Source organism: Halodesulfovibrio sp. (assembly GCF_015482765.1).
Taxonomy (GTDB): domain Bacteria; phylum Desulfobacterota; class Desulfovibrionia; order Desulfovibrionales; family Desulfovibrionaceae; genus Halodesulfovibrio.
Genome location: NZ_JADMLB010000054.1, coordinates 33795 through 51373, shown reverse-complemented (window position 1 = coordinate 51373; position 17579 = coordinate 33795). Strand labels below are relative to the sequence as shown.

Genomic DNA, 17579 nt, shown 5'->3' with positions numbered 1-17579 from the left:
AATGGCGGGGATGGGAAGATTCGAACTCCCGACCAACTGGTTCGTAGCCAGGTACTCTATCCAACTGAGCTACATCCCCGCATTGGGTGCGTTGCTAACAACGTGAGGAGGGTTATATGCAGCATTGTTCAGGCAGTCAAGGCGAAAATGAAAAAAACTTGAATGTTCCCCGAATAATGTGTGATTCCCGACAACGTATATAATGATGTGTTTACTGAACACGACTGTGCCTATCTCGTTTTTGTGTGTACGAATCGGATTTTACCTTTTTTGTCTATTGCCTAGAACGTAAGAAGTGAGTAGGGGAACAATGCGCTTGATGTGTATCCCGCTACAGCCAGTTGGCAGGCATACACGTTACAGGCTCGTTGCTTGGCGTGTGCACATGGTTTCACACTGCAGCAAGCTGCATTGTGCAATAATTTTTCCGCGGTTTTTTACGCAACTTGCATGATGTATTTAATAAAACCGTTCAAATTATAAGACCGGTTTGCTTTCAATCTGATATCTCATCTTGATTGTATGACAACTTGTGGTACAGTGTATCGCGACATTCAATTATCATGAGATTTGAACTAGAGAATATTATGCTCGAGAGAAAAATCGAAGTAGCTCGAAATGAGCTTAGGCAAATTGCTGCCGAATACGGTGCTGATAATATTTCTGTAGCGTGGACAGGCGGTAAGGATTCTACCGTTACCCTTCATCTTTGGAAGGACATTCTTGCAGAAATGGGTGTGGAACGTGTTACTGCGTTAAACATCGATACCGGCTGTAAATTTCCGGAAGTATTGCATCAGCGTGATACGTTGGCGCAGGACTGGGGAATAGATCTTACCATCATGCGTCCTGAAGTGGACATGTCCCAATACCCGATTGCTGAGAATAAAGTGACCTGCTGCGCTGATTTAAAGGTGGAGCCGCTGAGTCGCGGTGTAAGACAGCAGGACATAGAAGTTCTGCTGACAGGAATCCGTAAGGATGAGCATCCGGACAGGGACCGACCTATGCGTGAGCAAAGAGAGCGGCCCGACTGCCTCATGATGCATCCTGTTCTGGACTTTAGTGAGATGGATATCTGGGCGTATACAATGCAGTATAACCTGCCGTATTGCCCGCTGTACGATAGCGGCTATCGTTCTTTAGGGTGTATGCCGTGTACCAAACCGTGCGGGTTTGATGAGCAGGCAGGCGAGCGTGCCGGACGTGACAGTGATAAAGAAGCAAAAATGGATATGTTGCGAAGTCTGGGGTATTTTTAGATCCTGTCGCAGTAAACGCCTTCCATAAAGGCTTCCAGCGCGTCATCCATTTCACGTAGGTACGCAGCGATATCGCTCTTATCGCCGCAATGTGTGCATTCCATGTACACGTGCTGGCAACTGCGTTTAACGGTAAGCGGTTTTTTGCATTTTTTGCACGGAATGGTTGTCTCTGCGCTTCGCTTCCAGCTGGAACCCCACATATATAACTCCTTGTCAGACCCCTAGGTACGCCTTGGTCTGATTTCGATGATTGTTTGAGAGCTACGCTGATACCGCATAATGGTTGTCACTGCAATTGGCTTATGCGCCACTTTTTTAAAAACTACTGACAATCAGCTTCAGTTATTGCTTTTTACAACGCATCATGCCACAAAAATTGTCCGTATATTTGATGACAGACCCACGTTGCACAACAAGACTGGTTCATCAAAACATGATATTGTGCACTACCAGTTACTATAAGGAGAATTCTGATGTTGTCTGAAAAAATGAATCAAGCTTTGAATGATCAGGTAAAATGGGAAATGTTCTCCAGCTACCTGTACCTCTCCATGTCTGCTTACTTTGCAGATAAAGGCATGGGCGGTTTTGCTCAGTGGATGCGTTCACAGGCTCAGGAAGAACTTTTCCACGCTACTAAATTTTATGATTACATTAACGAGCGCGGCGGTCGTGTAATTCTTCAGCCAATCGAAGCTCCTGAAAACGATTGGGCAAATACTCTTGAAGTGTTTGAAGAAACGTTGAAACATGAACAGCTCGTTACTTCCCGCATCAACGATCTTGTAAACCTCGCAATTGATGAGCGCGATCACGCAACAAATATCTTCCTTCAGTGGTTTGTTTCTGAACAGGTTGAAGAAGAAGATTCTGTTAACGATGTTCTCGGTAAGCTTAAAATGATCGGTGGGGAAGGACAGGGCATGCTTATGCTCGACTCTGAACTTGGCCAGCGCGTATTTACTCCGCCTGTTGCTTAGTCCACTACTTCAAAAAAATTATCCCCGCATATTTGGTTATATGCGGGGATTTTTTTATGCTGTAGCTTTTTTGGCTAGTTTGGGCTCGAGCGAGGTCGTGCACACAACGCGTAACAATGAGGCAAAATTATCTATCTCGCCATGAATTGATGTGGCTTCGTTATGCAGCGTGGACAGGAAACGACCGAGAGTCGTATTTTCCTGTTCAGAAATTCGTTCTAGAATACTCCAGAAACGTACTTCAAGGCGTATGCTCGTTACTGCTCCGTTTAGGCGTATGGAGCGGGTATGTTGCATATATTCTTCCGGTGGAGTAGACGCATAAATTTGACACATATGTTTTCCCTCATCTAAGAATTCCACATAGTGTAGCGCTTTTTATGATGATTATCTACTGCATGGAAGAGTGTGTTCTCTTGTTGGGTAAACTAGCCAAGCAAAGCTACAAACTGCTTCAGCCATGCGGGATGCGCAGGCCATGCAGGAGCAGTTACAAGATGACCGTCTGTAAGAGCAGAATCCAACTCAATAGTGCAGAATTCGCCGCCTGCTGCGGTAACTTCAGGCGCACAAGCCGGATAGGCAGATACTTTACGGCCTTTAAGGATATCGGCAGCAACGAGTAGTTGCGGGCCGTGGCAGATCGCGGCAATAGGCTTTCCGGTTTCGTCAAAGTGACGAACCATTGCCAGAACATCCTCATTTAAACGAAGGTACTCCGGTGCGCGACCACCCGGAACAACTAATCCGATATATTCATTAACATCAACGGCAGAAAAATCTTTATTCAGCATGAAATTGTGACCGGGTTTTTCTGTGTATGTCTGATGTCCTTCAAAATCGTGAATTGCTGTTGCAATGAATTCACCGGATTTTTTGTCAGGGCAAACAGCATCTACTTCAAATCCCATAGCCTGTAATGCCTGAAACGGCACCATTAATTCATAGTCTTCTACGAAATCACCGCAGATCAGTAATATTTTTTTACCCATGGAATTCTCCTTTTGGGATACGCAGTATGTATGGGTTCATCTCGAATACTTTGTATATCCGCTTTTAAGACTCTATGGGTAGCATCCACGTACTACATCGGGCAGCCAAACAATACACATCTTTTCTGTGAGTAAATAAAAAGCTCTGCAACCGAGTGGTTGCAGAGCTTTTATATCTTGCTGCGCTATTTTCTGTACTACTATTTTCCGTAGTACGCTGCTACGAAGAGCTCTTTCATCTGTTCAACAGAGATTTCTCGAGGGTTAGTGCTGGTGCAAGGGTCACCCACAGCGCCTTCTGCAATAATGTCGAGATTCTCAAGGAAGGCTTTTTCCGGCACGCCGAATTCCTGTAAGGAAGCTGGAATTTCCATGGAACGATTGAGGAATTCAACAAAGCCAACCAACGCATCTACAAGTTCAGCGGTGGTTGTGCCCTGCAAACCAAGGCGTTTTGCGATGTCAGCGTATTTTTCGCCAGCTACTTCAGCGTTGAAGCGGATAGCAGCAGGGAGGTAGATTGCGTTAGCACAACCGTGAGGGATGTTGAACATTCTGCCTGTTTTGTGCGCCATGCTGTGCACAATGCCGAGAATAGCGTTTGAGAAGGACATACCTGCAAGGCACTGGGAAAGATGCATTTTAGCACGTGCTTCTTCGTTTCCTTTGAAAGATTCAACAAGGTGTTCCTGAATCATTTCAATTGATTTCATTGCAAGAGCATCAGTAAGCTCGTTTGCCATAATGGAAACATATGCTTCCAGAGAATGGGTGAGAGCATCCATGCCGGTGTGTGCAACAAGATGTGCAGGCATGGTCTGGGCAAGATTAGTGTCCACAATTGCTACATCCGGTGTAATGTTGAAGTCAGCAATCGGGTACTTCAGCTCAGTTTCTTTGCTGGTGATAATGGAGAATGCTGTAACTTCTGTACCGGTACCGCTTGTTGTCGGAATAGCAATAAAGCGTGCTTTACGACGAAGTTCTGGCAAGTTGAATGGCACTGCAGCTTCTTCAAACGTAAACTCTGGGTTTTCGTAGAAGATCCACATTGCTTTTGCAGCATCAATAGGGGAACCGCCACCAACGCCAATGATGAGATCTGGCTGGAAGTCGTTCATTTCAGCGACACCGCGCATTACGGTTTCGTCAGAAGGGTCAGCTTCTACACCTTCAAAAAGACGAGTCTCGATGCCTGCTTCTTTGAGGTAGCCTTCAATTTTATCCAGACCGCCATTCCGTTTGATGGAACCGCCACTGATAACAATAAAAGCTTTATTGCCTGCAATGTTTTTAAGTTCTTCAATGGTGTTTTCACCAAAGTAAACATCTCTTGGGATAGTAAAACGAGCCATGTATATCTCCTGTAAGTAGTATGTAAAAAAGTAACTGTGAAAACCTCTTTATGCATGAATCGATGATGACAAATAACGAACTGATGCATCATTTCATTTGTGTGAAGAAAGGACGTTCAATATCTATTCAATGCATAAAGAGGATTCATAGTGTCTACCCAGTTCAGGTGGACGGTTTTGTATAAACAATATTCTGCGAATTGTGTAAAGTACGCACTTTTTGGTGCAGTAGTGTAGAGTTGGGTACTGGTATACAAAAGGTAACCATAGTAAAAAAAGCTGCAGGGGTGTCCAATACCAGTAGAAAGTGCTATACAGGAGAGCTCGAACCCCACAGGGGGTAAAATGAAGATGAGATAATAAAATACTCGCAATTTTCAATCGATACATGTTGAAATAATTGAAAATTATGTAGTGAATAAAAAAGGATGAATTGTGCCTGAAGATAGAACAAATAAAATTAGTTGCAGCAGCTACACATATGAACTGGAAGTGGCATTTGAGATTCTTTCAGGGAAATGGGTGCCGCAAATTATCTGGCACTTGGCAGAAGGGGCTCAACGTTTTGGTCAGCTAAGAAAGTTAATGCCGAAAGTTACTCAGAAAATGTTGACGCAACAGCTTAGAAGTCTTGAGAAGAACGGAATAATCAACAGGAAGGCGTATCCGGAAGTACCCCCAGTTGTTGAGTATTCTCTCACAGAAATTGGGAGAAAGCTGATTCCTTCATTCAATAGCCTTGATGATTGGGCCGTGGAATACCTGAAGGTTCGCGAGCAGGAAGGGAAATAATTTGCCTCGCAAGGGGAAGAAGAATATACAATGTAACTGCCTGTGATATGTAGAAGTGAAGACTTACCTTCAGGGTGCATAATACCTTTTGTCAAAGAAGCTTATCTGCTATTGTAGAGTATCTAATTCTACAACCTCAGTTTTATTTCTGTATTGGAGGTTTTGTGTCCACATTCGACAGAACGATAATTATCGCCGGAGCGGCTGGTCAGGGACTGGTAACAGTCGGAGAGTTGCTCAGCAAGATTTTAACTCGTGCAGGGTATGAAGTTTTTGCTACTCAGTATTATATGTCCCGTATTCGCGGGGGACATAACTCGTTTAGACTCCGAATAAGTGATATGCCGCAGTATGCCTCTGCAGATGAATGCGACATTCTGTTTGCCTTTAATCAGGACGCCGTTGCACAGCATTTTGAAATGCTGCATGAGGGCGGAACAGTTATTTTAAGCGATAAACTTAATGCCATGAATAAGCAGTGTGTAAGTATTCCTTTTAATACGCTTGCACCGAAGCCCTTATATGAGAACACAGTTGCGTTAGGTGTTCTTTGTTCACTTTTGGGACTCGATATTTCATTGCCTGAACAGCTGTTGACGGAGCGTTTTGCAGCAAAAGGTGACAAAGTTATCGAGGAAAATGTTGCAACGTTGCGTGAAGCGTATGCGTGGAGTTTGGAATACGCGGATAAATGTGCACAGTTGCCGAAGATGCACGCTCATCCGGAACGTATTTTGGTAAATGGAAACACTAGTATTGCGATGGGAGCAATGGCGGCGGGTGTCCGTTTCTGTTCATTTTACCCTATGACTCCGGGGTCATCGGTAGCACAAACCCTTATTAATCACTCCGAAGAAATGGGCGTTGTAGTTGAACAGGTGGAAGATGAAATTGCCGCTTTGAATATGGCTCTCGGAGCATCCTATGCCGGAGCCGCGTCGCTTGTTCCTACTTCCGGTGGTGGATTTGCGCTTATGACAGAGGCTGTCAGTCTTGCCGGAATTATGGAACAGCCGATAGTCGTCGTGATTGCACAGCGTCCTGGACCGGCAACCGGCTTGCCTACACGGACTGAGCAAGGAGATCTCCTCTTTTCCATGTTCGGTGGTCATGGTGAATTTCCACGTATCATTTTTGCTCCAAGCACTGTGGAAGAATGTTTTGAGATGGGTCATAGAGCGATTCATGATGCAGAAAAATATCAGACACCAGTAATTTTGCTCACAGACCAGTTTCTTGCTGACGGCTTACAGAGTGTGGAAACTTACGACATGCATGAGCTGCCGGAAGTTGCGACTCCTGACTACACAGACACACATTCTGAGTCGTATAAACGTTACCTTTTGACCAATGACGGTATCTCTCCTCGCCGAATTCCCGGTATGGGAAAATCCGTAATTCTCGCTGACAGTCATGCACATAATGAACGCGGTAATATTACGGAAGACAAGCAGTTGCGTAACGCAATGGTCGAGAAGATGCTTCTTAAAGAAGCCTGCATCCGTAAAGATGTTATTCCACCTCGCTACTTTGGTGATAAGGATGCTGACAAGTTGCTTATTTGTTGGGGCTCTGCCGAAGGCGCGGTTCGGGAAGCGGCTGCTAATATGAAAGAGCGTGGTGAGAATGTGGCTGTACTCAGCTTCTCACAAGTCTGGCCGTTGGATAAAGAACAGTTCATGCCGTATCTTGAAAATGCCAAAGAGCGTGTGTGTATTGAAGGAAACTCCAATGCTCAATTTGCTTGGCTGTTAAAAGGGCTGACGTGTGTTCCTATAGAAAAAATTGTCAGCAGGTATGACGGACGTCCGCTAACCGCAGGGTATATTATCCGTAAGATGTACGAGGAGTAGGCACAATGCGCGATATTAATGAATATGGTCACTACAATGAAGCGTGGTGCCCCGGTTGCGGTAACTTTGATATTTTAAAGGCAGTAAAACAGACCCTTGCAGAACTGGATATTCCACCGCATAAAGCGGCTATAATTTCAGGTATCGGACAGGCAGCAAAGTTGCCTCATTACATAACAGCAAACGGTTTTAATGGGCTGCACGGCAGGGCTTTGCCACCTGCGCAGGCTGTGAAAATAGTGAATCCAGAGCTTACAGTGCTGGCTACCAGTGGAGATGGGTGCACATACGGTGAAGGTGGTAACCATTTTCTTGCTGCCATTAGGCGTAATGTAGATATGGTTGCACTTGTGCATGACAACCAAGTATACGGGCTGACCAAAGGACAGGCTAGTCCGACCACGCTGGAAGGGCAGGTGACAAAAACACAGCCTTCCGGTGTTACTAATGCTCCGTTTAACCCTGTGGAAGTTGCTGTTGCTATGCGGGCGAACTTTGTAGCACGCGGTTTTTCCGGTAACGTACCCCATCTAGTTGAAACGCTTAAAGCAGCTATTGCACATCCCGGATTTTCTCTTGTGGATGTTTTTCAGCCGTGTGTTTCCTTTAACAAGGTGAATACATTCGGTTGGTACAAAAAACGATGCTACGAACTGGGAGAAGAATACGATCCTTCTGATTGGGATGTTGCGATTAAAAAAGCAAGTGAATTTGGTGAACAAATTCCAATTGGCGTGTTGTACACGAATAACCGCCCTGCATATGGCGGACACTTACCGAAAGATCTTACGTATCCGTTGGGTACGGGTAAGGTAAATTCGGAAGCGTTGGATCATGTGATGAAAAAATATGCTTAGTATATTGTACCGCCCGCAAGGTGTGAGTAGTTAAATCCAAAAGAGCTGTTTCCTTACGGGAGCAGCTCTTTTTTTATTCTAGCAGGTTGAGAGAATTTTGATTCATAACGCTGGGCATGCCGTTGGTATCGTCGGAAGATATCCATTCTTTCCTGTTTCTTTTTAGCTATACTGAAGTGGATTTCAGTACGGTTTTTACGATGCATAACCAGAAAGGAAGGGTGCGTATGCTGACATATATTGAGCGAAGAGAAAAAACGGACATTGCTCTTATTGAAACCCTTGTTGAAAGCATGGGGGTGTTGCCGGATTTACGGTTGTTCAGTGTTCTCAAAACATTACTGGATGACGACATTACGGTGGACTACACGTCATTACTTGGTGGTGAACCTCATGAAGCAACGCCTGAAGGCGTGATTCGCCGTTGGAAAGAGTCATTATGCGGATTTGATGCAACACGGCACAAGTTGGAAAACATAGTAGTGGAACTGAAGGGACAAGAAGCGTTTGTAAAAGCTGATGCTACAGCAACATATTTTCTGAATGAGCATATATGGGAAGGTAGGGGGCGCTATAAATTCGGTTGCCGCTTTACGGCTGAGGGCTGGAAGGTAAATCACCTTGAATTCATGTTTGAAAGTGAAAAAGGTACCCGTGACATTTTGGCAAAGGCACGTGAATTGGTTGAGAAAAAAGGTAAATGCAATATGAATGAATAAAGCAGAGTACTTTTTAAAATATGGAGCTGCGTCGTAGTGTAAACGGCGCAGTTTTTTTATGGCAGAGATAGAATAAAAAAATAGGGAAAGCGTTTTGAGTAAGTTTTGATGGTGTTTTCTACTTAATAGGTCGGATAAGATGATGTCTTTTTTATAAATAAATATAAAGAATAAGAATAGTTGTGTGTTTAATTTGTAAAGCTTTCAGTAGTATTGACGATTAAATAGTTAGAGGCAGAGCATAAACAAGTTACGTCACATAGAAGGTTCTGCGCAATTCACTATGACCGATGAAGGAGTGCAAAAAATGTCTGGTATGACGATTCATGATTTGAATTTAAAGATGGGAATCGACTACGCCAAGGGGCGGGTTGCAAGTAAGCGCCAGAACCGTGTGCCATCCGCAACAAACAGTAGTAATCCAGACAAGGCCACCAAAGACCCTGCGTTTAAGTTAAGTCTGTCTCCAGAAGGTAAAGAGCTCTCACGACGAGCACTTGAAGCAAGTAGTATGGAGCGTGAAAAAAAAGGGCTTGAATTTCTTGTCCAAGATATCGATACCTCAAACAATTCAGATGTCGCAACGACGGTTACAAAACATGGGAACAGCCTAACCTTTACACAAGGTATTAATAATAAAAACAAACCGTTTGTATTTATTGAGGTTGTAAGCAATAAAGGTGAGCAATTTTCTGTAACCGTAGATGAAGACACTATAATAAATGAAGACCAAGACGGAAATCTGGTTTTCAGTAAATTTTCTGGCATAAGTGGTGCTGCCGACGACATCATTGTAGATTTTTCCGGTAATGTTGAGTCCGGTGCTGGAGATGATTTTATTGTATCCGTTGCGGCGGAAGGCAATTTGAGACGGGAAGGGCGCGTCTCTATTGATGCTGGTTCAGGGGATGACATCATTTATTCACTAAGTAATGTTAAAAATACAAGCATTATAGGTGGAGATGGTCATGATTATATTAATGCCAATACCAGTGGTAAACGTTTGAATATTGAAGGTGGAGCCGGAGAAGATATTGTTAAGGCCAATTCTTCCGGTGAAAAAGTTTCTGTCCGAGGAGACGGCGGTAGTGACGAATTAAATGTAGCAACTTCCGGCGGAGCGGAATTGGACATTAAAGCTGGTGATGGGAATGATCGTATTGATGTAGATCGGCAAGAAGATAGTTCTCAGACCATAGGAATGACCAATATTAGTGGTGGAGACGGTAATGATGTGATGCACATAAATCGTGTTGGTTCACAGTCCAATGTTGATAACGATACCTTGGGAGGAGAAATTGACACAGGAGATGGTAAAGATACTGTCTATATTGGTAAAGCATACAACACCAGAGTGCTTTATGATAAGAAAACAGATTTTGTTTCAATAGGGGAAGATAATAAATCTCCAGAGTTCGCAGCTGAAGAGAAAGAGCGTGAAAGAAAAGAGTTAGAAATTGAAATTGCTAAGATTGAAGATGCAATTAAGAAACGGGCAGAAGCAGCCCGTAATGCAATGTTGAATAACGCAAACAATATTTCAGCAAAAATGGCTGTTGCGGGCAGCAATGGACAACAAAATGCTGCGGCATCTAAAGAACTGCTTAGCAACAGTAATAGCAATCAAGACAGCGCTGATTCGAAAGCAGAGTAGTTTTGTATTCTTTAAAGGGAAGTATGAAGGCTTACAAAGATTCTGGGCTAACTACGTTGGTACTATTTTCGGTATGCTAACTATTTTAAAGGTCTTTTTCGTCAGGTAGTTAGGCATATGCTTTTTAGCCTACAGACGGTTAATTCATTCAAGCTGCTTTATGTTTTAAATACGGTTGACTATCTGAGCCTTCTATTGAGAATAAAAAAAGCGTGGGATTTCACCCACGCTTTTTTTATTCGATTGCGTATCAGATGGTCGAACTATTGGTTGCCGAGAATCTGTGTTCCGATGCCGCTGTTTGTAAACAGCTCAAGCAGTACGGAGTTTTCAACACGACCATCAAGAATTGTTGCACGCCCAACCCCATCATTGATGGCTTGAAGGCAGCACTTTACTTTCGGAATCATACCACCTTGAAGAGTACCGTCATCAAAGAGCTCTAATGTTTCTTTGATGGTAAGCTCTTCCAGCAGATTTTTATCTGCATCAAGGATGCCTGCAACGTCTGTAAGCAGCAGAAGGCGTTTAGCGCGCAAAGCGCCAGCTACAGCACCGGCTACTGAGTCAGCATTGATGTTGTAGGTGTTTCCTTCCTCATCAACACCAACCGGTGCGATTACAGGGGTGTACCCTTCAGAAAGTAATCCTTTGATTAAACCGGATTCGACTCCCACAACTTCGCCTACTTTACCGAGATCGATAATTTCAGGGGTCTTGTTGTGGTTATCAACAACCATTTTGAGCTTGCGCGCGCGAAGCAGAGTGCCGTCTTTTCCAGAAAGGCCGACTGCTTTACAATCTGACAGATTGAGCTTGTTAACGATCTCTTTGTTAACTTTGCCTACAAGCACCATTTCAACAACATCCATGGTGGCATCGTCTGTCACGCGGTGTCCTTCGCGGAACTGGCAGGTAATGTTGAGCGCATCAAGCATTTTGCCAATCTGTGGACCGCCGCCATGTACGATGACAGGCTGTAATCCTACGTATTTTAACAAAGCGATGTTCTGGGCAAAGGCACGACCAAGTTCTTCGTCTTTCATTGCGTGCCCGCCGTACTTAATTACCACGATTTCACCGTGGAATTTTTTTATATACGGCAGAGATTCAATAAGAATTCGTGATGTAAGCTGTGCTTTAGCGTAGTCTTTCATGTACGTCGTTCCTAGGGCGGAAAAGGCTCCGCCAAAGTATTAGAGAATGTAGCGACTTAAGTCTCTATCCTCGCGGACATCTTCTAAGTGCTTTTCTACAAATGCGCGGTCAATGACGATTTCTTCACCTGAACGATCCGGAGCTTCAAAGGAAATGTCACTCAGGATTTTTTCCATAATGGTGTAGAGACGACGCGCGCCGATGTTTTCAGTCTCTTGGTTGGTCATTTCTGCAAACGCTGCAATTTCATCCAGTCCGTCTTCAGCAAAGGTGATGGTTACACCTTCAGTTGCCAGCAGGGCAGAGTACTGAATGGTAAGAGCGTTGTGCGGCTCTTTAAGAATGCGCAGGAATTCATCTTTGCCAAGTGCAGTTAATTCTGCGCGAAGAGGGAAACGACCCTGTAATTCCGGAATAAGGTCTGCCGGTTTGGAGTGATGGAATGCACCCGCACCGATAAACAGAATGTGGTCTGTTTTGATCATTCCGTATTTGGTGTTAACAACGCTGCCTTCAACAATCGGGAGCAAGTCGCGCTGAACACCTTCGCGTGAGATGTCTGCGGATTTGCCGCCATGCTGAGAGCTGGCAACTTTATCGATTTCGTCGATAAAGATAATACCGGACTGTTCAACACGTTCTTTTGCCAGTTCTGTGACTTTTTCTTCATCAACAAGGCGTGCAGCTTCTTCTTCAATTAACAGAGGAAGAGCTTCGCCGATTTTCATGCGTTTTTTCTTTTTCTTGGAAGGAAACGCTTTGCTGAAAAGATCTTTGAACTGGCTGCCCATGTCTTCCATGCCGGGTACTGCCATTACTTCAATGCCCTGAGGAGCGATTTCAAGCTCCATTTCCACTTCTCTGTCGTCCAGTTTGCCTTCGCGGAACATTTTACGCATTTTCTCACGGGTGGAGTTAGCTTTTTCTGTTTCAGCGGTTGGGCTGTCGAAAGTGGTTACAGGATCGTGGATCGGCTTTGGCGCAGAACCTGGGAGAAGAAGGTCAAGAAGGCGTTCTTCTGCGTTCATCTCTGCCTGAGCACGTACACGGGTGGTTTCTTCGTCGCGTACAAGCGCTACGCTTAATTCCATCAGGTCACGAACCATGGACTCTACATCGCGTCCAACGTACCCGACTTCAGTAAATTTTGTAGCCTCTACTTTTACAAAAGGAGAAGCGGAAAGCTTCGCAAGGCGTCGGGCAATTTCTGTTTTACCAACGCCGGTAGGGCCCATCATGATAATATTTTTAGGTGCAATCTCGTCTCGTAAAGACGGCTCAATCTGCTGGCGGCGCCAGCGGTTACGCATTGCAACTGCTACCATGCGTTTGGCACCATGCTGTCCAATAATGTATTTATCCAGTTCGGATACAATCTCACGTGGTGTAAGCACGTTTTCAATCTCCTGATTTATATGAGGCAATAACGGACTATACTATCAAGCCCCGTTTTAATTGCCAATCTCAAATTAGATGCACTTGTTGTTACCGCTGTTCACTGTAGTGGCGGTGTATAGAAACGTTGTTACGGGAAAGAACGTTTCTTTTTTATAGAATATCTTCAACATGTGAAACACGTTACTATTGTTCGCTGTTATGCGACAGACTGTCCTTCGGTTACTGAAAGGAATTTGTATTATATTCCTTTAAGGTCGGAAGGGCAGTAAGTCCAGAGTTCAGCCACAGAAAAAGGGCACCGTACGGTGCCCTTTTCCGTTAGGTTGTTATTTTTTCAGAGTCATTGTTCTGAACATTGCCTGTTGCTGGCGTACTATTTTCAGGAGCACTGCTCCACGTTTTTCGCCTTGCGTTTTGATAATGTTTCGGAACTCTTTTACGCTGTTAACCGGTGTGAGGTTTGCTTCAAGAATGACATCACCGGCACGCAGGTCTGCGCGAGACGCAGCGCTGTCGTTTGCTACGTTGGTTACAAGAAGCCCTTTGATGTCGGTAAGACCAAGGCTCTGTGCTGTTTCAACGGTAAGCGGGGTAATGGTGAGTCCAAGTCCTTTCATGTCGCTGTCAGGAGCCTTTGAACCGCCCTGAGGAGACTGAGCCTGTTCATCGGCACCGCGTTCGCCAAGTTTTACTTTTACCGTAACTGTTTTGTCTTTGCGGTAGACTGTAAATTTGGCGGTGCTGCCCGGAGTGAGCGCAGAAACAGCGCGGATAAGCTCTGTAGAATCTGCTACATCTTCACCGTTAACTTTAAGGATAATGTCGCCTTCGAGCAAACCGGCTTTAGCTGCCGGCTGTCCCGGTACGACCTGTGCGATAAAGGCACCTTTAGCTTCTTTCAGTCCAAGAGCCTGCGCCATGTTCGGGTCTACGTTTGTAATGGAGACACCGATCCAGCCGCGACGAATCTTTTTGTCGGACTTAAGCTTGGTGATGATTTCTTTTACGATAGAACTAGGGATTGCAAAGCCGATGCCTTGGCCGCGAGCAATAATCGCTGTGTTAATGCCGATTACTTCGCCTTTCAGGTTAAGAAGCGGGCCACCGGAGTTACCGGGGTTAATTGATGCGTCTGTCTGAAGGAAGTTGTCGTACGGGTTGTTGCTGATGTTACGACCAAGGGCACTTACGATCCCGCTGGTTACTGTGTGGTCAAGACCGAACGGGTTACCGATTGCTAAAACCCATTGACCAACTTCTACTTCTGAGAAGTCTGCAAGTTCAAGGGTTGGCAGATCACGTTTTGCATCAATTTTTAATAATGCCAGATCGGTTAACGGGTCTGTTCCGATGATTTTTGCGTCGTAAGATTCGTATTCACCTTTTTCATCCAGAATATTTACTTTGATTTCATCTGCGCCTTCAACAACATGGTTGTTTGTAGCAATGAAACCGTCTGAAGAAAGAATGAAGCCGGAACCGAGGGAACGCTGAGGCCGTGGATTAGGACGTCCGTTTCTGAAGTAGCGTTCAAATTGTTTAAAGAAGTCGTCAAACGGGGTGCGTGGATTTTCGTTAAAAAACTTTTCCATTCCCGGTTGGTTTTGCTGTGGTGGCGCAACCTTTTTCTGGGTGCTGATGTTAACAACAGCAGGGCCTGCTGTTTTTGCCAACTCAGTAAAATTAGGTAATTCCGCCAGGGCAGGGAGAGACGTTAGTGTAAAAACTAATACAAAAATAGGTAGTAAAATATGCCTGTTACGAAGTGTCATTATTCAATATCTCCTAAATGCTCAGGTGGGCACTCTATCCGTGCGGTAGGAATAAACCATACCGACCATTTACATAATATTTATTTCGTCATTGTAAACGAAAAAAAGTATAAGAGATGGTTATTTTTTATTCAGGAGCTTTTTGAACAGAAGAAAAATTGGACAAAAAAAAGGATCAGTTAGTACTGATCCTTTTCAATGAGCGTGTGCATCAACAGATTATTTTTTCTTGTTGAGCGCGTCCTGCAAGAGAGAACCTAAGGAGCCGAAGCTGTTCTGAGGTTCTGCTTTAGCAGTCTGTGTTTTGCGATGCGCTTTCCAGGAATTGTCTTCAGAGGCAGCAATGCCTTTAGGAGCAAGAGTAACCTTGCGTTCAGCAGTGCGCAGCTGAGAAACAGTAACTTCAACTTTGTCGCCTGCTTTGAGAGCGTCAAGGTTTGCTGCTTTGTCAGCTTTTGCCATGAGAGATTTCGGCATAAGACCGGTAACGCCCGGAGCAATGTTGATAAACAGACCGAAATCAGAAGAAGACTCTACAGTGCCTTCAACTACAGCACCGGTAGGGAAACGTTCTTCAACGTCTGCCCAAGGGTCGCCTTCAGCATCACGCATGCTGAGGGAGATACGACGGGAGCTTAAGTCGATGGACTTAATTTTAACAGAAACGGTGTCGCCAACGGAAACAACATCTTCTGCTTTATGAACGCGTTTGGTGTAAGACATTTCAGAAATGTGCACCAGACCGTCAATACCTGGGAGTACTTCTACAAAAGCACCGAATGGGGTAGTGCGAACGACTTTGCCTTCGCGAACTTCACCAGCGGTAAGTTCTGACTCAACACGGTTCCAAGGGTTTTCCTGAACCTGTTTAGCAGAAAGAGAAATACGCAGCTGACCTTTTTTGTCAGTTTCTACGCCGAGCAGTTTAACGCGCAGTTTGTCACCAACGGAAACAGCTTCGTCTGCCTGAGCAATGCGAGACCATGACAGTTCGGAAACGTGGATGAGACCCTCAACGCCAGCAGCAAGTTCTGCAAATGCGCCAAAGTTAGTAAGGCGTGTGATGGTAACATCAACAAGATCGCCTTCGTTAACGTTTTTGAGGAATTCATCACGAGCAGCCTGCTGTTCCTGTTCGAGCAGAGCACGACGGGATACAACAATGTTACGACCGCGCTGTTCGAATTTGATGATAGCAAAGGAGAATGTTTTACCAACATACTCTTCTGCATCTTCAACGAACTTGGTGTCGATCTGGCTTACTGGACAGAATACGCGACGTTTAGAAACTTCAACATCAAAGCCGCCCTTACGGGTAGCAAGAACTTTACCTTCTACAGGAAGTTTTGCGTTGAAAGCTTCTTCGAGCATTGCTGCGCCAGCAGGGCCGCTGATTGCTTTAGAAAGATGGATTGCATCAGCTTTAACAGCAGTAACGTAGAGTTCTACGGTATCGCCTTCAGCAACGGTAAGTTCACCTTCTTCGCCGAGGAACTCAGTACGATCAGCAATGCCGTCGATTTTTGCTCCAACGTCTACGAAAAGGTTGTCACCGGACATGCCGATGATCGGGCCGGAAACTTTGTCGCCAACAGACAGAGCTTTGTCAGCGCCGGTGTACGCTTCCAGCATTTCTTCAAAATTTTCCATTGTGCCGTTCTGACGGCTATCTTCGGAACCGGTCATCCAGTTCTCCTTGAAAGAGGGGGTTAGATGGTTGATGCACAATACGCTTTGGGCGCTATATCGTTCATTTGTTTTATATACAAGAAAGAAAACGCACCGGACGTCACTTAATTATAACGCCGAGCGAAAGCATATGCTGTTTTTGCCTTGAAAACATTCAGTATTAGGGGAATAGAAGCAGACAAGGGCAAGGTGGTACTAAACCTGATTTTTTTGGGTAACGCTGTACACAATAGCAGTATGCATTTACTAAGTTGATTCATTTTGTATCATCTGGCATGATATGTCCTCTTATATCATACATTAGGAGTTTTACCATGGCAAAAGCTAAAGCACGTCATATCCTCGTTGATTCTGAGGATACCTGTAACGAACTTAAGGCGCGTATCGTTGGCGGAGAAGATTTTGCCGCTATCGCAAAAGAGTACTCTAAGTGCCCATCCGGTCGCCGTGGCGGAGAACTCGGTGAATTCTTCCCTGGTCAGATGGTTCCGGAATTCGACACTGTTTGCTTCAACGAAGAAGTAGGTGTTGTTCATGGTCCTGTTCAAACTCAATTCGGTTACCATCTCGTTGAAGTGACTGAACGTCAGGATTAGTACTTCATACGTAAAAACTTAGTGATACTCGCTGTATCGCACGAAGCAAGATACTCTGCCTTGATTATCTTGTTAATTTTGCCCCGTATTGCTGCCAGCATACGGGGTTTTTGTATGCAAATGGTATATTCGTATGTGTTCAAGAGCATATAGGCGTGAATTATGATGTGGAATAACATCTACCATACTAACGGAACGTAGAGAAAAATAACTGAGAAAGTAGAGGGCAGCATTCGAGTCAGTATTTCTTTGTTGTGACCACAGCCTGTGTTATGGACAGCGTTGCTACTACAATGTGCGATATTTCAAGTGATTATGACTTGATAGTCAAAGTTTACAGAAAAAAATTCCTTCTTTTTTCTTTCCTTCTTGCGACAAAATTCCTTTTCGTAAAGTCTTTTTTTTACAGAAAGTTAACGAGAACTTTAAAAGTATTTTCCTACGCCTTTTAGGGTCGAGATCTATTGACAGCCGCAGAAAATTCCGAAAATCCATTTGA

General features: G+C 44.6%; 16 protein-coding genes and 1 tRNA gene. 8 read left to right on the top strand and 9 right to left on the bottom strand.

What is annotated here, in order from left to right; translation table 11 throughout:
* Nucleotides 1-2 precede the first annotated feature (2 nt).
* Nucleotides 3-79 (bottom strand) — tRNA-Arg (locus QZY95_RS09230).
* Between the two features lie 508 nt (nt 80-587).
* On the opposite strand from QZY95_RS09230, the gene QZY95_RS09225 reads away from it, so the two are divergent.
* Nucleotides 588-1262: a phosphoadenosine phosphosulfate reductase family protein gene (locus tag QZY95_RS09225; protein WP_290922606.1), complete on the top strand. Its 675-nt coding sequence runs from the start codon at nt 588-590 to the stop codon at nt 1260-1262.
* On the opposite strand, the gene QZY95_RS09220 is transcribed toward QZY95_RS09225, so the two are convergent.
* Nucleotides 1259-1465, bottom strand: a complete 207-nt coding sequence (locus QZY95_RS09220; RefSeq protein WP_074217944.1) for a dual CXXC motif small (seleno)protein — start codon at nt 1463-1465, stop codon at nt 1259-1261. The genes QZY95_RS09225 and QZY95_RS09220 overlap by 4 nt on opposite strands.
* Nucleotides 1466-1738: 273 nt before the next feature.
* Between QZY95_RS09220 and QZY95_RS09215 the strand changes: the two genes are divergently transcribed.
* The gene (locus tag QZY95_RS09215; protein WP_290922602.1) at nt 1739-2245 is read left to right on the top strand and encodes a ferritin; all 507 of its coding nucleotides are present in this window, start codon (nt 1739-1741) and stop codon (nt 2243-2245) included.
* A gap of 54 nt (nt 2246-2299) precedes the next feature.
* On the opposite strand, the gene QZY95_RS09210 is transcribed toward QZY95_RS09215, so the two are convergent.
* The 3 genes from QZY95_RS09210 to QZY95_RS09200 all read right to left on the bottom strand — a co-directional run bounded on the left by QZY95_RS09210 (nt 2300) and on the right by QZY95_RS09200 (nt 4592).
* Nucleotides 2300-2581 carry a ribbon-helix-helix domain-containing protein gene (locus tag QZY95_RS09210; RefSeq protein ID WP_290922599.1) on the bottom strand — a complete coding sequence of 94 codons (282 nt, stop codon included), beginning with the start codon at nt 2579-2581 and terminating at the stop codon, nt 2300-2302.
* Between the two features lie 92 nt (nt 2582-2673).
* Entirely contained in the window at nt 2674-3237 is a 564-nt protein-coding gene (locus tag QZY95_RS09205) for a DJ-1/PfpI family protein (RefSeq protein WP_290922596.1), read from the bottom strand.
* Between the two features lie 200 nt (nt 3238-3437).
* Entirely contained in the window at nt 3438-4592 is a 1155-nt protein-coding gene (locus QZY95_RS09200; RefSeq protein ID WP_290922593.1) for an iron-containing alcohol dehydrogenase, read from the bottom strand.
* A gap of 435 nt (nt 4593-5027) precedes the next feature.
* Between QZY95_RS09200 and QZY95_RS09195 the strand changes: the two genes are divergently transcribed.
* From QZY95_RS09195 to QZY95_RS09175, 5 genes are all read left to right on the top strand, one after another.
* The gene (locus QZY95_RS09195; RefSeq protein WP_290922589.1) at nt 5028-5384 is read left to right on the top strand and encodes a helix-turn-helix domain-containing protein; all 357 of its coding nucleotides are present in this window, start codon (nt 5028-5030) and stop codon (nt 5382-5384) included.
* 164 nt (nt 5385-5548) lie between these two features.
* Nucleotides 5549-7237, top strand: coding sequence for a 2-oxoacid:acceptor oxidoreductase subunit alpha (locus QZY95_RS09190; protein ID WP_290922586.1), 1689 nt, complete (start codon nt 5549-5551; stop codon nt 7235-7237).
* A 5-nt stretch (nt 7238-7242) separates the two neighbouring features.
* Nucleotides 7243-8094 (top strand): 2-oxoacid:ferredoxin oxidoreductase subunit beta, encoded by an 852-nt coding sequence (locus QZY95_RS09185; protein ID WP_290922583.1) that lies wholly within the window; start codon nt 7243-7245, stop codon nt 8092-8094.
* Nucleotides 8095-8321: 227 nt separating this feature from the next.
* Nucleotides 8322-8813, top strand: a complete 492-nt coding sequence (locus QZY95_RS09180) for a nuclear transport factor 2 family protein (RefSeq protein WP_290922581.1) — start codon at nt 8322-8324, stop codon at nt 8811-8813.
* Nucleotides 8814-9096: 283 nt separating this feature from the next.
* Nucleotides 9097-10467 carry a hypothetical protein gene (locus tag QZY95_RS09175; protein ID WP_290922578.1) on the top strand — a complete coding sequence of 457 codons (1371 nt, stop codon included), beginning with the start codon at nt 9097-9099 and terminating at the stop codon, nt 10465-10467.
* Between the two features lie 263 nt (nt 10468-10730).
* Here the strand turns inward: QZY95_RS09175 and argB are convergent, their stop codons facing one another.
* The 4 genes from argB to QZY95_RS09155 form a co-directional block, all read right to left on the bottom strand.
* On the bottom strand, nt 10731-11624 hold the full coding sequence (gene argB / locus QZY95_RS09170; protein WP_290922576.1) for an acetylglutamate kinase: 894 nt from the start codon (nt 11622-11624) through the stop codon (nt 10731-10733).
* Nucleotides 11625-11663: 39 nt separating this feature from the next.
* On the bottom strand, nt 11664-13028 hold the full coding sequence (gene hslU / locus QZY95_RS09165; protein ID WP_290922609.1) for an ATP-dependent protease ATPase subunit HslU: 1365 nt from the start codon (nt 13026-13028) through the stop codon (nt 11664-11666).
* A 321-nt stretch (nt 13029-13349) separates the two neighbouring features.
* Nucleotides 13350-14795, bottom strand: a complete 1446-nt coding sequence (locus QZY95_RS09160; RefSeq protein ID WP_290922573.1) for a DegQ family serine endoprotease — start codon at nt 14793-14795, stop codon at nt 13350-13352.
* A 219-nt stretch (nt 14796-15014) separates the two neighbouring features.
* Nucleotides 15015-16481 carry a 30S ribosomal protein S1 gene (locus tag QZY95_RS09155; RefSeq protein ID WP_290922571.1) on the bottom strand — a complete coding sequence of 489 codons (1467 nt, stop codon included), beginning with the start codon at nt 16479-16481 and terminating at the stop codon, nt 15015-15017.
* Between the two features lie 317 nt (nt 16482-16798).
* On the opposite strand from QZY95_RS09155, the gene QZY95_RS09150 reads away from it, so the two are divergent.
* Nucleotides 16799-17080 carry a peptidylprolyl isomerase gene (locus tag QZY95_RS09150; protein WP_066857827.1) on the top strand — a complete coding sequence of 94 codons (282 nt, stop codon included), beginning with the start codon at nt 16799-16801 and terminating at the stop codon, nt 17078-17080.
* The last annotated feature ends 499 nt before the right edge of the window (nt 17081-17579 follow it).